Raw genomic sequence first — 14136 nt, forward strand, 5'->3', positions numbered from 1 at the left:
GTACTCCCCCTGCGTTTTCGGCGTGCCTGTGCTACATTGCCCGGGTTTTCAGCCAGGATCCGCCATGAAGTTCGATATCGATACCCTAGGGATCATCCGCTCTCCCTACAAGGAGAAGTTCGCCATACCCCGCCAGCCCGGCCTAGTCAGCGCGGCTCGCGCTCGCCTCGAACTGCTTCCTCCCTATGATCAGCCCGATGCGCTGCGCGGCATCGAGCAATTTTCCCATCTCTGGATCAGCTTCGTGTTTCACCAGACCATGGATCAGGGCTGGCACCCGACGGTGCGCCCGCCGCGCCTCGGCGGCAACCAGCGGGTCGGGGTCTTTGCCACCCGCTCCACCTTCCGCCCCAACCCCCTTGGCCTCTCCGTGGTCGAGCTGCACGGGGTGGGACGTGAGCGCGGCAAGCTCTGGCTCGAGCTGGGCGCCGTGGACTTGCTCGACGGCACCCCCGTCGTCGACATCAAGCCCTATGTCCCCTATGCCGACAGCCTGCCCCACGCCCGTGGCGGTTTCGCCCCCGATGCCCCCACCCCGCCGCTGGCGGTGAGCTTCAGCGCCCAGGCCGAGCAGCAGCTCGCCCCCTGGCTCAAGGCCCACCCGGAGCTGCGTGAACTGGTGAGGGAGGTGCTGGCTCAGGATCCCCGCCCTGCTTACAAGAAGGGCAAGCCGGATGACAAGGTGTACGGTGTCAGATTGTTCGATGTGAACGTGCGATTTCAGATAAAAGAGCCGCAATGTCAGGTACTGGCCATCGAACCCGCTTGAAAAAAGCCTCTCGGGCAGCATGAAAAAAGCCACCCTCCCGGGTGGCTTTTTTATGGGCAAAACAGGGTGCTCAGCGCCGCTGCAACAGCAGGCTGCCGATGGAGTAACCGGCACCAAAGGAGCAGAGCACCCCGCGAGCCCCGCTCGGCAGATCCTGGTTGAAGAGGTGGAAGGCGATGATGGAACCCGCCGAGCTGGTGTTGCCGTAGCGGTCGAGGATGACAGGCGCCTCCTGCTGGCTGGCGTCATGGCCCAGCAACTTGCGGCCGATGAACTGGTTCATGGTGAGGTTGGCCTGATGGAGCCAGAGCCGGCTCAAGCCATCGGCCGCCCATCCCTGCTCCGCCAGCTGGGAGGCTATCTGATCGCACACCAGGGGCAGCACCTCCTTGAACACCTTGCGCCCCTGCTGGCGGAACAGCTTGTCGTCGCCGTAGCGGGTGCGCGGGCTGAGCCGGTTCAGGAAGCCGAAGTTGTTGCGGATGTTGTTGGAGTACTGGGTCACCAGCTTGCTGGCCACCAGTTGCCAGGGGTTGGCCACCTGGCAATCGGCCTCCCGCTCCAGCAGCACGGCGGTACAGGCGTCGCCGAAGATGAAGTGACTGTCCCGATCGCGGAAGTTGAGGTGACCCGAGCAGATCTCCGGATTGACCACCAGCGCCAGCCGGGCGGTGCCTGCCGCCAGCATGTCTGCGGCGGTCTTGATCCCGAAGGTGGCGGAAGAGCAGGCCACGTTCATGTCGAATGCCAGGCCGCTCGCGCCGAGATAGTGCTGCAATTCGATGGCCAGCGCCGGGTAGGGGCGCGGCATGTTGGAGGCAGCGACGATGACAAGATCGATCTCCCCCGGTTCACGACCGGCGGCAATCAGCGCCTGCTCGGCGGCCGCCACCGCCATCTCCACCATGATGGAGGGCTGATCGTCCGGGCGCTCCGCCATGAGCGGCTGCATGATGTCGGGATCAAGCACCCCCTCGCTGCTCACCAGATAGCGGCTCTTGATGCCGGAGGCCTTCTCGATGAACTCGCAGCTCGAGTGCTGCTTGGCAGGCAGCTGCCCTGCATCGATGGCGGAGGCGTTCTCCTCGTTGTAGAGATCCACGTACTGGTTGAAGGCCGCCACCAGCGCTTCATTGCTGACGGCAAAGGGAGGGGTATAGAGGCCTGAGCCACTGATTACGATAGAGGTCATCTTTGCTCCTGGCCGGGTGCAATCCCGGCTTGTCTGTTTTTTAGGGTTCAGAGGGTCACAGCTGGTCGATAGCCGCAGCCAGACCCGCCAGGGTCAGCGGGTGCATCCGCCCGCCGATCAATTCGTTCATCAACTTGATGGAGGGGTGCCACAGCCACTCCTGCCTTGGCAGCGGATTGACCCACACCATCTTGGGGAAATGTTGTTGCAGGCGCCCGAGCCACACCTGGCCGGGCTCCTCGTTCCAGTACTCTACGCTGCCACCTGGCCAGGTGATTTCATAGGGGCCCATCTTCGCATCCCCCACCACCATCACCCTGTAGTCGCTGCCGTAGGTGCGCAGCAGCCGCAGGGTATCGAACCGATCATCAAGGCGCCTGGCATTGTCCTGCCAGACGAAGTCGTAGAGGCAGTTGTGAAAATAGAAGAACACCAGGTGCTTGAACTCGTGGCGCAGGGCCGAAAAGAGGCGCTGCACCTCGGCCACATGGGCATCCATGGAGCCCCCCACATCGAAGAAGACCAGCAGTTTGACCCCGTTGTGGCGCTCGGGCCGCAGCTTCACATCGAGCCAGCCTTGCCTGGCCGAGCTTTGGATGGTGTCGTCGAGATCCAGCTCGTCGGGATTGCCCCGGCGCACCCAGCGTCTGAGCTTGCGCAGGGCGAGCTGGATGGCGCGCTGCCCCAGGGGCGAGTCGTCACTGAAGTTGCGAAAGTGGCGCGCTTCCCACACCTTGGTCGCCCGCCCGTGCTGACCCTCTCCCCCCATGCGGATCCCTTCCGGGTGATAGCCGCCGTGACCGAACGGGCTGCTGCCCCCGGTGCCGACCCACTTGTTGCCGCCGGCGTGACGCTCCTTCTGCTCGTTCAAGCGCTGGTTGAGGGTCGCCAGCAGCTTGTCCAGCCCGCCAAGGGATTGGAGCAACGCCTTCTCCTCGGCGCTCAATAGCCGCTCGAACTCCTGGCGCAGCCAGTCGTCAGGCAGGCTCTCCGGCAACAGGGGGATGGCGGGCAACCCTTCGTAATACTCGGCGAAGGCGCGATCGAAGCGATCGTAGTGCGCCTCATCCTTCACCAGCAGGCAGCGGGATAGCTGGTAGAACTCGTCCATGTCGAGGCTGGCCAGTCTGGCCGCCAGCGCCCCGTGCAGGTCGAGCAGCTCCCGCAGGCTGCAAGGAAGCTTGTGGCGGCGCAGATGGGTAAAAAAGTCGATCAGCATGGGTCAGCTGCCGCGTCTGACCAGAAAAGCGAGCTTCTCAAACAGATGCAGGTCCTGCTCGGTCTTGAGCAGGGCGCCGTAGAGGGCAGGCACCAGTTTGCCCGGCTCGCGGGTGCGCAGGGCTTCGGGGGCGATGTCGTCGGCCAACAACAGCCGGATCCAGTCCAGCAGCTCCGAGGTGGACGGCTTTTTGCGCAGCCCCTCTACCTCGCGCAGCTCAAAGAAGAGCGTCATCGCCTCACCGAGCAGGCTCTCCTTGAGGTCGGGGTAGTGGAGCTTGACGATGGCCTGCATCTCGGCCTTGTCGGGGAAGCGAATGTAGTGGAAGAAGCAGCGGCGCAGGAAGGCATCCGGCAACTCCTTCTCGTTGTTGGAGGTGATGATGACCACCGGCCGCTGGCGGGCCTTGACTCGCTCGCCGGTCTCGTAGACATCGAACTCCATCCGATCCAGCTCCAGCAGCAGATCGTTGGGAAACTCGATGTCCGCCTTGTCGATTTCATCGATGAGCAGCACTGGCCGCTGCTCTGCGCTGAAGGCCTGCCACAGCTTCCCCCGGCGGATGTAGTGGCCTATCTCCCCTACCCTGGGGTCGCCAAGCTGGGAGTCTCGCAGCCGGGCGACGGCATCATATTCGTAGAGCCCCTGCTGGGCCTTGGTGGTGGACTTGATGTGCCAGCTGATGAGCTCGGCGCCCAGGGATTCGGCCACCGCCTCCGCCAGCACTGTCTTGCCCGTACCGGGTTCCCCCTTGATGAGCAGCGGCTTCTCCAGCACGATGGCGGCATCGACGGCCATCTTCAGTGCCTGTGATGCGAGATAGCGGTCGCTTCCTGCAAATCCCATGAGATCCCTTCCATTGGATGCCCAGGCAGCGGGAGCCCCCTCGGCAAGAGAGAATAAGTTCTATATGTTGTAATAACATATTGTTATAACGATTCGTCACTTCTCATTCAGAAACCACAGGGTAATCTTGTTTCATCGCCTTAACAAACACAGGGATAGCACCATGAGCAAAATTTTTGAGGACAACAGCCAGACCATAGGCAACACCCCGCTTGTTCGTCTCAACCGTGTTACCAAGGGCCGCGTGCTGGCCAAGATCGAGAGCCGCAACCCGAGCTTCAGCGTCAAGTGCCGGATCGGTGCCAACCTCATCTGGGATGCCGAGAAACGCGGCGTGCTGACCAAGGGCAAGGAGATCATCGAGCCCACCAGCGGCAACACGGGCATTGCCCTGGCATTCGTGGCTGCGGCCCGCGGCTATCCCATCACCCTGACCATGCCGGCCACCATGAGCCTCGAGCGCCGCAAACTGCTCAAGGCCCTGGGTGCCAACCTGGTACTGACCGAAGGTCCCCTCGGCATGAAGGGCGCCATCGCCAAGGCCAACGAGATCCTCGAATCCGAGCCGGGCAAGTACGTGCTGCTGCAACAGTTTGAAAACCCGGCCAACCCGGAAATCCACGAGCAGACCACTGGCCCCGAGATCTGGGACGCCACCGATGGCGAGGTGGATGTGTTCGTGGCGGGCGTCGGCACCGGCGGCACCATCACCGGGGTCTCCCGCTACATCAAGAAGACCAAGGGCAAGGCCATCGTCTCCGTGGCGGTCGAGCCCAGCGAATCTCCCGTCATCAGCCAGAAACTGGCGGGTGAAGAGATAAAGCCCGGTCCCCACAAGATCCAGGGCATCGGCGCCGGCTTCATCCCGGGCAACCTGGATTTGAGCCTGCTGGACCGCGTCGAGCAGGTGAGCAGTGACGAAGCCATCGAGATGGCCCGCCGCCTGATGGAAGAGGAAGGGATCCTGGCCGGTATCAGCTCCGGCGCTGCCGTGGTCGCTGCCAACCGTCTGGCCGAGCAGCCGGAGTTCGAAGGGAAAACGATTGTCGTCATCCTGCCGAGCGCCGCCGAGCGTTACCTCTCCAGCGCCCTCTTCGCCGGTGTGTTCAGCGAGCAGGAATTGCAGCAGTAGTTGATCAGCCAACACCAAAACGACGGCGCTCCTCGGAGCGCCGTTTTCATTATGCGCTAAACTCTCTAGCCACCAGTGCCACTCGGCCCCTTATTTTTTGGGGTAAAATAACAAAATTGGATATGACAAAAAAAGCAGACATTCTGTGATAAATCTCATATCCTGTGCGGCGTCACGAGGTGTTTGCTGGCAAGGTATCACAAGGTAACAAAGTGTTATTTTTCGTTATAAAATAATTTCAGGCCAGTCCTGACGCGGTTTGCAGCCTGATAGCGAAAAAATACCTGGCCACGACGCCGAATACTGCACAGAAAATTGACCTGGATTAAACCATTGCAGGTCTGATTTCGTTACTTTACAACATATCCATACTGACACGGTGAGACAGGAAGCCTCATTGGCGACCATCTCTCCAAACAATATCAATAATATGGGGTGAAACCATGTACGAGAAGTCTGTTGTTATTACTGCTGAAAACGGCCTGCACACCCGTCCTGCAGCTCAGTTCGTGAAAGAAGCCAAAGAATTCCAAAGCGAGATCACTGTGGTCTCCGGTGGCAAATCCGCCAGCGCCAAGAGCCTGTTCAAGCTCCAGACCCTGGGTCTGACCAAAGGCACCAACGTGACCATCCAGGCTGACGGCCCGGACGCTCAGAAAGCCGTTGAGAAGCTGGTTGCCCTGATGGACGAGCTGGAGTAATCCAGCTTTATTCCTCCCCCACAGTCGTTTTAATAGGAAGGATTATGATATCTGGCATTCTTGCGTCCCCCGGTATCGCATTCGGCAAGGCGCTTCTTCTGAAAGAAGATGAAATCGTTATCAATCAGGGCAAGATTCCCGCCGAACAGATTGATGCCGAGATCAACCGCTTCCTCGAAGCCCGCACCAAGTCAGCCGCACAGCTGGAAGCCATCAAAGAGATGGCCGGTCGCACCTTCGGTGAAGAAAAAGAGGCCATCTTCGAAGGCCACATCATGCTGCTCGAAGATGAAGAGCTGGAAGGGGATATCAGATCCTTCATCAAAGAACACAAGGCCTCTGCCGACAGAGCCGTTCACGAGGTGATCGAACAGTACGCCAAGATGATGGCCGATCTGGATGACCCCTATCTGCGTGAGCGCGCCACCGACTTCCGTGACATCGGAACCCGTCTGGTCAAGAACGTACTGGGCATCGCCGTTGTCAACCTGAGCACCATCGACGAAGAGGTCATCCTGGTCGCCAAAGACCTGACCCCCTCTGAAACCGCTCAGATCAACCTGAAATACGTACTGGGCTTCGTCACCGACATCGGTGGCCGTACCTCCCACACCTCCATCATGGCCCGCTCCCTGGAGCTGCCGGCCGTCGTGGGCACCAACGACATCACCGAGCGCGTCAAGAACGGTGACATGCTGGTGCTGGATGCGATCAACAACCAGGTCATCATCAACCCGACCGCCGACCAGTTGAACGAAGCCAAGAAGTTCCAGGCCCAGTTCCAGGCCGAGAAGGACGAGCTGGCCAAGCTCAAAGACCTGCCTGCCATCACCCTGGATGGCCACCAGGTCGAAGTGTGCGCCAACATCGGGACCGTCAAGGACACCGAAGGTGCCATCCGCAACGGCGCCGAAGGCGTGGGTCTGTACCGTACCGAGTTCCTGTTCATGGACCGTGACGCGCTGCCGACCGAAGACGAGCAGTTCAAGGCTTACAAAGAAGTGGCCGAAGCCATGCCGGATCAACCGATCATCGTCCGTACCATGGACATCGGCGGCGACAAAGAACTGCCCTACATGAATTTCCCGAAAGAGATGAATCCCTTCCTGGGCTGGCGTGCCGTGCGTATCTTCTTCGATCGCACCGACATCATGCACGCCCAGCTGCGGGCCATCCTGCGTGCGTCTGCCTTCGGCAAACTGCGCATCATGTTCCCGATGATCATCTCCGTCGAAGAGTTCCGCAGCCTGAAGGCTACCGTGGAGACGCTGAAAGCCGAACTGCGTGCCGAAGGCAAAGCCTTTGATGAATCCATCGAAGTGGGTATCATGATCGAGACCCCGGCCGCGGCCGTGATGGCTCATCATCTGGCCAAGGAAGTGGATTTCTTCAGTATCGGTACCAACGACCTGACCCAGTACACCCTGGCTGTCGACCGTGGTAACGAGATGATTTCCGCCATGTACAACCCGCTGTCACCCTCCGTCCTGACCCTGATCAAGATGGTGATCGACGCTTCCCATGACAATGGCAAGTGGACCGGTATGTGCGGTGAACTGGCTGGTGACGAACGCGCCACCCTGCTGCTGCTGGGTATGGGTCTGGATGAGTTCTCCATGAGCGCCATCTCTGTACCGCGTATCAAGAAGCTTATCCGCAACACCAACTTCGAAGATGTGAAGGCCATGGCCGACCAGGCGCTGAGCTTTGCCACCGCCGCCGAAATCGAAGCGTGCGTAGATAACTTTATTAAGCAGAAGGCAGTCTGCTAAGATCGGCTGCAAACAGCGACAATCATCTCTAGGAGCTTTTACTATGGGTCTGTTCGACAAACTGAAGAAACTGGTTTCCGACGACAGTTCTGACACTGGCGGCATCGAAATCTTTGCTCCGCTGTCCGGCGAAATCGTCCCCATCGAAGATGTGCCTGACGTCGTCTTCGCCGAGAAGATCGTCGGCGACGGCATCGCCATCAAACCGGCTGGCAACAAGATGGTTGCTCCGTGCGACGGCACCATCGGCAAAATCTTCGAGACCAACCACGCGTTCTCTCTGGAGTCCGACTCTGGTATCGAGCTGTTCGTTCACTTCGGTATCGACACCGTCGAGCTGAAGGGTGAAGGTTTCACCCGTATCGCTCAGGAAGGTCAACAGGTCAAGCGCGGTGACACCATCATCGAGTTCGATCTGGCCGTTCTGGAAGCCAAAGCCAAGTCTACCCTGACACCTGTGGTCATCTCCAACATGGACGAGATCAAAGAGCTGGTGAAGATGACTGGCGCCGTGACCGTGGGCGAGACCCCGGTGATCCGCATCAAGAAATAATGCGCCCTGGCTTGACGCCAGCGACCGCCAAAAACCGAAGCCTGGTGCTTCGGTTTTTTTTTGCCCCTTCCATCTCCCGATACTCCATGGGCTCCCGCACAGGTCAGCATGACGGCAAACAGGCAGAAATGTTATCGAGATCAACACGGGCATAAGCAAGCCGAGTACCCTCAAGAGGGATACCTGCGGGTCCTTTGGCTCGATATGAGACGGGATGAAAAGAGATAAGCCGCTTAAGTGGCGAGGAGACAACGATGCTGAGAAATACCGAACAACGTTATGGCAGCCTGAGCATAGGGCTGCACTGGTTGACCCTGCTGCTGATGATCGCCGTCTATGCGCTGATGGAGTTCAGGGACATCTTCCCCAAAGGGTCGGCCGGCCGCGACCTGATGAAGGAGTTTCACTTCATGGTGGGTCTGCTGATCCTGGCGCTGGTGGTCGTGCGCCTGCTGGTGCGCGTGGGTAGCCCCTCACCGCGTATCGTGCCCGAGCTCTCTCCCCTGATGCTCACACTGGCCAAGCTCGCCCACCTGGCGCTTTATGGCTTCCTGATCCTCACCCCGCTGCTGGGCTGGCTGCTGCTGAGTGCGGGCGGCAAGCCCATCCCCTTCTTCGGCCTGGCGCTCCCCGCCCTCATCGCCCCCGACGACGGCCTGAAGGGCACCATCAAGGAGTTGCACGAGACGCTGGCCAACATTGGCTATGCCCTGATTGCCCTGCACGCGGCGGCAGCCATCTACCACCACCATGTGCTCAAGGACAACACCCTGACCAATATGCTGCCCGAGCGCAAATAACCAGCGACGGGTTGCACACCAACAAAAAGGCCCCTGTGACAGAGGCCTTTTTGTTCATGGAGGGTCATGGGCGACACGTCGTCAGCCGGGCAACACTACCCGGCTTTCGCCGCCGCCGAGGGCCTCCACCCGCACCTGCACGCCGATCCGCTCCACCAGGGTCTGCACGTGGGAGATGACCCCGATCTGACGGCCAGCCGCCTGCAGGGAATCGAGGCTTGAGAGCGCCAGATCCAGGCTGTCGGGATCCAGGGTACCGAAGCCCTCGTCGATAAAGAGCGATTCGACCTGGGTCTGACGCGATGACAGGCTGGAGAGGGCCAGCGCCAGCGCCAGCGACACCAGGAAACTCTCACCGCCGGAGAGGGAATCCACCGAGCGCACCTCGTCCCCCATGTCGAGATCCACCACCTGCAGCGCCAGATCGGTGCCGGGCACCCGCTCCAGTCGATAACGGGGGGAGAGCTCGGCGAGCTGGGCGTTGGCTTCCAGCAGCAGCCGCTCCAGGGTGAGGCTCTGGGCGAAGGTACGCAGCTTGGCGCCGCTGGCCGAGCCGATAAGGTCGGAGAGGCGCTGCCAGTGATCCGCCACCGCCTGCTGGGCGGCCAGCTCCTCCTGCAGGGTGCCCGCCTTGAGGGCCGCCGCCTCCGCCTGTGCCAGCGCGCTCTTGCACTGGAACAGCTGCTCGTCGAGGGCGCGGCAGTGCGCCTCCAGCGCCGTCAGCCGGCTGTCGAGCTCCTGCGGCGCCAACGCGGCCAGCTCCGGGTGATGCTCGCGGTAACGATCCCGCTTGCTCTCCTCCAGCGCCAGCGCCCGCTGCCGCTCGGTCAAGCGGGTACGCGCCTCGGCGCGGGCATCCTCCAGCGCCTGCAAGGCGGCGCGGCGCGTCTTGAGCTCATCCGGGCTCATGGCCAGCAGGCGGCGCAGGTCATATTCGGCGATACCAAGACTGCTGGCGTGGGCAGCCCAGCGCCCCAGCACCTCCCGCCGCCGACGGCTGCTCACCTGCTTCTCCTGCTCCAGATGGCTGAGACGGGTCTTGAGCTCGGTCTGGCGCTCGCGCAGGGCGCGGGCCGCCCCCTGCATCGTCTCCAGCTCGCTCGCCAGCTGCTGCAGCCGCTGCTGCCAGCGGCTCTCGACCAAGGCAATCTCCTCGCCCCCCAGACAGGTGGCACGGCTGGTAACCAGCCCCTGCCGTTGCTGTTCGTGCTCCTTGTAGTCGCGCTCGAGCTTGTGCAGCAGCTCGCGCTGGGTCTGCAGGCGTGCCTCCTGGGCGCTCAGGGCCGGGGTGAGGCTGGCAATCTCGCCGGTCAGCCGCTCCCACTCGCTCTGGCCGTGCAGCCAGGCCTCGCAGGCCCGCTGCCACTCATGCCACTGCTGGCTGCCCAGCCACTGACGCCAGGGCTGGCCTCCCATCTGCTCGTCGAGCCGGCTGCCCCCCTGCTCAAGGCGCTGGCGCAGGGTCGTTTCCTGCTCGCCCATCCCCTTCACCTCCCCTTCCAGGGCGATGCGCTGGCGGTCGGCCTCCTGCCACTGCTGCTCGAACTGCTGGTGCTGGCTGGCCAGCTGACTCAGCTGCTGGCGCACGGCCTGCAACTGCTGCTGCCCCTGCTGGGCCTCGCGCAGTTGCTGCTGGCTGCGGACCAGCCCCTGCTCCAGACTCTGGCCGCGACCGAGCAGGGTACTCATCAATTCGTTCCACTCGATCGGGCTCTGACGTAGCGGCAACGGATGGCCCAGCAGCTCGGCACCGCCGAGCTGCTGCCAGCGCTGGGTCAGCTGCTCGGCGCGCGTCTCCAGCTCAGGTAGATGTTGCTGACGCACCGCCAGCTGGCGGGCCAGCTCCTGGCGTTCACTCTCGCACTGAATGTATTGGTGATTGAGCCGCTCCCACTCGAGCTCGAGGCTGCGGACGCGCTCCGCCAGCTGGCCGAGAATACCGGCCACCTGCGGCTGGCTCTGGTGATAGGGGTGCTCCTCGGCGCCGCAGAGCGGGCAAGGTTCACCGTCGCGCAGGATGTGGCGATGCTGCTCGAAACTGGCGATGGCGCGGGACTGCTCCAGCGCGTGGCGCGCCTCGTCCCGCTGCAGGGCAAGCCGCTCACGGGCCGGCGCCAGCTCGTCGCCGAGGATGGCCAGCTTGCCGAGCGCCTGCTCCAGCTGGGCGATCTCCTGCTGCAGGCGACCATGCTGCTCGCCGTGATTGCGGCCATAGTCCGCCAGCTCCAGCAGCTGGCGCAGCTGGCCCAGTTGTTCGGTCTGCTGCTGCCACTGCTCCTGCGCCTTGGCCAGGCGCCCCTCCCACTGCTGCTCCTGCAGCTCGTGCTGTTGCTGCTGCAGCCGCTCCTGCTCGCGCAGCCAGTAGTCGCGCTCCTGCTGCCCCTGCTCCAGCTGGTGCTGCAACTGCCTGAGGGCGCGCAGCTTGTGTTCGCGCAGGGTAAGGAGCTGCTGCAGCCTGTCGGCATCCTCGGCCCAATCTTGCATGGCGGTGAGCAGGGGCTGCCATTGGCGGGCGACCGGCGCCAGCTCCTTGTGCTCCTCGAGCCAGGCACCCCACTGCTGGTGCTGGCGCTTGAGCTGCTCCACCTGCTGACTCTGCTGGCGCCAGCCCTGCTCCAGGGTGAGCTGCACCTCCCGCTCCTGCGCCCCCTCCTGCTGGATCTTCTGCAGTTGCTGCTGCTTTTCCCGAATCCGGGTATCGAGCTCCTGCGCCCGTTTGAGTTCGGGCTGCAGGGCGCCCCACTCGCGCTCGGCGGCGATCTTCTCCGCCAGCAGTTGCTGTTCGGTGAGGGCGCTCTGCTGGGTCTGCTCCTCCAGCTTGCCAAGTTCGGGACCAAGCTCGGCCAGCGCCTTCTCCTGCTGCTGCACCTCCAGGGTGAGGCGAGCCAGCTCGTCGTGATCGGCGCGGGCCACCTGGGCCTGCTCGGCGCGGGCGAACTCCTCCCGCTCGGGGGCGGCCGCAGCGTGGGCCACCTCGGCCGCGGCAAGGGCCGCCTCTCCCTCCTGACAGGCCTGCAACTGGGCGGCGATGCGGCCGTTGAGATCGCGCAAGTCCTGCATCAGCTGCTGTTGCTGCTGCTCGTGCTTGAGGCTGGTGGCAAGGCTTATCTGCTGACTCACCCACTGCTCGCGGGTCGCCTCGTCCATCAGCGCCACGTCACCGAGCCGCTGGCTGATGGCAGCCAGTTTCTGCTGCTCCTCCCGCGCCCGCTCATGGGTCTGGACCGAAATGGCGGAGTAGAGCTCGGTGCCGGTCATCCGTTCGAGCAGGGCCGAACGCTCATCGGCGCTCGATTTTAGGAAGGCGGCAAACTCCCCCTGCGGCAGGATGACGGCGCGGCGAAACTGCTCCCAGGAGAGCCCCACCAGCTCGTCGATGCGATCCTGCAGCTCCCGCTTGCTGCCACTGAACACCTGGCCCGACGCCACGTCGGTCAGGCTGCGCTCCTGGGCCTGAAAGCGCCCCTCGGCGCGGTTGCGGGCCCGGCGCACCGCCCAGCGGGCCAGCCAGATGCGGCCGTCACAGCCGCGAAACTGCACCTCGGCAAAACCGCTGGCGTGGCCGCGGCTGAGGATGCCGCGCACGTCGTTGGCCTTGAGCTTCTCCTCGTCATCCATGCGGCCCACTTCGGCGACATTCTTGCGATTGGCGATAAAGCGCGGCATCTCGTCGTAGAGCGCCAGACAGATGGCATCGAGCAGGGTGCTCTTGCCCGCGCCGGTATTGCCGGTGATGGCAAACAGGCCGGCAGCCCCCAGAGCGCCACCGGCAAAATCGATGGTGAATTGACCGGTCAGGCTGGCCAGATTCTCCCCTGACAGCGACAAGATTTTCATTGGCTGGACTCCTTCACCTGCTCCAGGATCTCTTCAAACGACGCCACCAGCTCGGCCTCCGGCTCCCCGTCGAACTGACGCTGATAGCAGAGGCGAAACACCTCGGTGGGGGAGAGCTCATCGAGCCGGCGCTGGCCGGCACCGTCCGCCAGCCCCTGGCCCGAGCCCTGATAACTGGTCGTGATGCGGGCCAGGCGCACCGGCTTGTCGCCGATGGCGGCCAGTACGCGCTCGCGGATGCGAGCCTCGGGTTTGGGCAGCAGCAGCCGCACCTCGAGGAAGGGCTGGGCCTGCTGCGGGCAAGCGGGCAGCGCCAGCGCCTCGATGGCCTGGAGCGCCTCGTCAAGGCCGCTCTGGGGCAGGCGGATCATCTCCACCACGCGGGGCACCGGGATCCGCTCTAGCCGGGCCAGCTTGCCCCCCTCAAACGTCACCTCCAGCACCTGATGGTTGTAGTTCGCCTCGGCCAGCGAGAGCGGCAGCGGCGAGCCGCTATAGTGCACCCCCTCGGCCGGGCTCTGGGCCAGGTGCAGGTGACCGAGCGCCGTGTAGTCGGCGGCGGCAAACAGTTCGGCAGGCAGGGCATGCTGGTTGCCGCCGAGCACTCGCCGCTCGGAGAGCTCGGAGAGCTGGCCCGCCGCCAGATAGGCGTGCCCCATGGCGATGAGGGCCTGATCCGGATGGCAGCGCGCCCGCCCCTCGCTCAGCACCGCCTCATAGACCTGGCGCACCCCTTCGATGAGTCTGTCCTGCCCCTCGCTGAGGCCTTCCGGGCGCAGATCACTGCTGCGCAGAAACGGCACGGCGGCGCACCAGGCGGCCACCTCGCCGTTTTTGCCTCGCAGCGGCACCAGCAGGCGCTCGGTCTCGAGGCGTCCCTCGTCGTCCCGGCTGATGCTGCCCACCAGATGCAGGTCGAAGGCGCGTAGCAGCTCGTGGGGGGCATCCAGCTTGGAGGGGGAGTCGTGGTTGCCGCCGATGAGCACCATCTCCAGTGCCGGGTGCTCGGCCCGCAGCCGTGCCAGGAAGCGGTAGAGCTGCTGCCAGGCACTGGCGGGAGGGTTGGCGGTGTCGAACAGATCGCCCGCCACCAGCAGGGCGTCAATGTCGCGGGTCTTGATGGTGTCGGCCAGCCAGTCGAGGAAGGCGTCGTGTTCGAAGCGGCGGTCGTGGCCGTGAAGCTGATGACCGAGGTGCCAGTCGGCGGTGTGCAGGATCTTCATGGAAAACGGCTCGATAAGGAGAAGAGAGCGGGGGCGAAGGCGCCCCGGGATGGAGACAAGATGAGGATGGTGCCCCCCGTTTTCAACCGGGG

At 63.1% G+C, this 14136-nt stretch carries 11 protein-coding genes; 6 read left to right on the forward strand and 5 right to left on the reverse strand.

Annotated elements, in window-relative coordinates:
• Positions 1-64: 64 nt before the first annotated feature.
• Positions 65-769, forward strand: coding sequence for a tRNA (N6-threonylcarbamoyladenosine(37)-N6)-methyltransferase TrmO (tsaA, locus tag AB5Y89_RS04375; protein ID WP_368222951.1), 705 nt, complete (start codon positions 65-67; stop codon positions 767-769).
• 70 nt (positions 770-839) lie between these two features.
• Here the strand turns inward: tsaA and AB5Y89_RS04380 are convergent, their stop codons facing one another.
• Genes AB5Y89_RS04380 through AB5Y89_RS04390 form a run of 3 tightly spaced genes read right to left on the reverse strand, consistent with a single transcriptional unit; the run spans position 840 to position 4026 of the window.
• Entirely contained in the window at positions 840-1961 is a 1122-nt protein-coding gene (locus AB5Y89_RS04380) for a beta-ketoacyl-ACP synthase III (protein ID WP_039039348.1), read from the reverse strand.
• A gap of 55 nt (positions 1962-2016) precedes the next feature.
• Entirely contained in the window at positions 2017-3180 is a 1164-nt protein-coding gene (locus tag AB5Y89_RS04385) for a VWA domain-containing protein (RefSeq protein WP_368222953.1), read from the reverse strand.
• A 3-nt stretch (positions 3181-3183) separates the two neighbouring features.
• Positions 3184-4026 (reverse strand): AAA family ATPase, encoded by an 843-nt coding sequence (locus AB5Y89_RS04390; RefSeq protein ID WP_368222955.1) that lies wholly within the window; start codon positions 4024-4026, stop codon positions 3184-3186.
• A 163-nt stretch (positions 4027-4189) separates the two neighbouring features.
• Between AB5Y89_RS04390 and cysK the strand changes: the two genes are divergently transcribed.
• The 5 genes from cysK (at position 4190) to AB5Y89_RS04415 (ending at position 8984) form a co-directional block, all read left to right on the forward strand.
• A complete protein-coding gene (gene cysK, locus AB5Y89_RS04395; RefSeq protein ID WP_010673571.1) occupies positions 4190-5158 on the forward strand; it encodes a cysteine synthase A in 969 nt (322 codons plus the stop codon).
• Positions 5159-5601: 443 nt separating this feature from the next.
• Positions 5602-5859 carry an HPr family phosphocarrier protein gene (locus AB5Y89_RS04400; protein ID WP_005303128.1) on the forward strand — a complete coding sequence of 86 codons (258 nt, stop codon included), beginning with the start codon at positions 5602-5604 and terminating at the stop codon, positions 5857-5859.
• Positions 5860-5903: 44 nt separating this feature from the next.
• On the forward strand, positions 5904-7631 hold the full coding sequence (gene ptsI / locus AB5Y89_RS04405; protein ID WP_041213301.1) for a phosphoenolpyruvate-protein phosphotransferase PtsI: 1728 nt from the start codon (positions 5904-5906) through the stop codon (positions 7629-7631).
• Between the two features lie 43 nt (positions 7632-7674).
• Positions 7675-8184: a PTS glucose transporter subunit IIA gene (crr, locus tag AB5Y89_RS04410; RefSeq protein ID WP_010673569.1), complete on the forward strand. Its 510-nt coding sequence runs from the start codon at positions 7675-7677 to the stop codon at positions 8182-8184.
• 254 nt (positions 8185-8438) lie between these two features.
• Complete coding sequence (locus AB5Y89_RS04415) at positions 8439-8984, forward strand: cytochrome b (protein WP_042015896.1); 546 nt, start codon at positions 8439-8441, stop codon at positions 8982-8984.
• An 81-nt stretch (positions 8985-9065) separates the two neighbouring features.
• On the opposite strand, the gene AB5Y89_RS04420 is transcribed toward AB5Y89_RS04415, so the two are convergent.
• Both AB5Y89_RS04420 and AB5Y89_RS04425 read right to left on the reverse strand, forming a co-directional pair.
• Entirely contained in the window at positions 9066-12821 is a 3756-nt protein-coding gene (locus tag AB5Y89_RS04420; protein WP_268452768.1) for an AAA family ATPase, read from the reverse strand.
• Positions 12818-14044 (reverse strand): exonuclease SbcCD subunit D C-terminal domain-containing protein, encoded by a 1227-nt coding sequence (locus AB5Y89_RS04425; protein WP_368222957.1) that lies wholly within the window; start codon positions 14042-14044, stop codon positions 12818-12820. Before AB5Y89_RS04425 ends, AB5Y89_RS04420 begins: the two co-directional genes overlap by 4 nt.
• Positions 14045-14136 lie beyond the last annotated feature (92 nt).

It is taken from the genome of Aeromonas sp. s4 (assembly GCF_040907855.1).
In the GTDB taxonomy this organism is placed as follows: Bacteria; Pseudomonadota; Gammaproteobacteria; order Enterobacterales; family Aeromonadaceae; genus Aeromonas; species Aeromonas caviae.

Excerpts from the sequence above, each read along its gene's own strand:
- tsaA (WP_368222951.1), top strand. The coding sequence starts at position 65 with ATGAAGTTCGATATCGATACCCTAGGGATCATCCGCTCTCCCTACAAG.
- AB5Y89_RS04380 (WP_039039348.1), bottom strand. The coding sequence starts at position 1,961 with ATGACCTCTATCGTAATCAGTGGCTCAGGCCTCTATACCCCTCCCTTT.
- AB5Y89_RS04385 (WP_368222953.1), bottom strand. The coding sequence starts at position 3,180 with ATGCTGATCGACTTTTTTACCCATCTGCGCCGCCACAAGCTTCCTTGC.
- AB5Y89_RS04390 (WP_368222955.1), bottom strand. The coding sequence starts at position 4,026 with ATGGGATTTGCAGGAAGCGACCGCTATCTCGCATCACAGGCACTGAAG.
- cysK (WP_010673571.1), top strand. The coding sequence starts at position 4,190 with ATGAGCAAAATTTTTGAGGACAACAGCCAGACCATAGGCAACACCCCG.
- AB5Y89_RS04400 (WP_005303128.1), top strand. The coding sequence starts at position 5,602 with ATGTACGAGAAGTCTGTTGTTATTACTGCTGAAAACGGCCTGCACACC.
- ptsI (WP_041213301.1), top strand. The coding sequence starts at position 5,904 with ATGATATCTGGCATTCTTGCGTCCCCCGGTATCGCATTCGGCAAGGCG.
- crr (WP_010673569.1), top strand. The coding sequence starts at position 7,675 with ATGGGTCTGTTCGACAAACTGAAGAAACTGGTTTCCGACGACAGTTCT.
- AB5Y89_RS04415 (WP_042015896.1), top strand. The coding sequence starts at position 8,439 with ATGCTGAGAAATACCGAACAACGTTATGGCAGCCTGAGCATAGGGCTG.
- AB5Y89_RS04420 (WP_268452768.1), bottom strand. The coding sequence starts at position 12,821 with ATGAAAATCTTGTCGCTGTCAGGGGAGAATCTGGCCAGCCTGACCGGT.
- AB5Y89_RS04425 (WP_368222957.1), bottom strand. The coding sequence starts at position 14,044 with ATGAAGATCCTGCACACCGCCGACTGGCACCTCGGTCATCAGCTTCAC.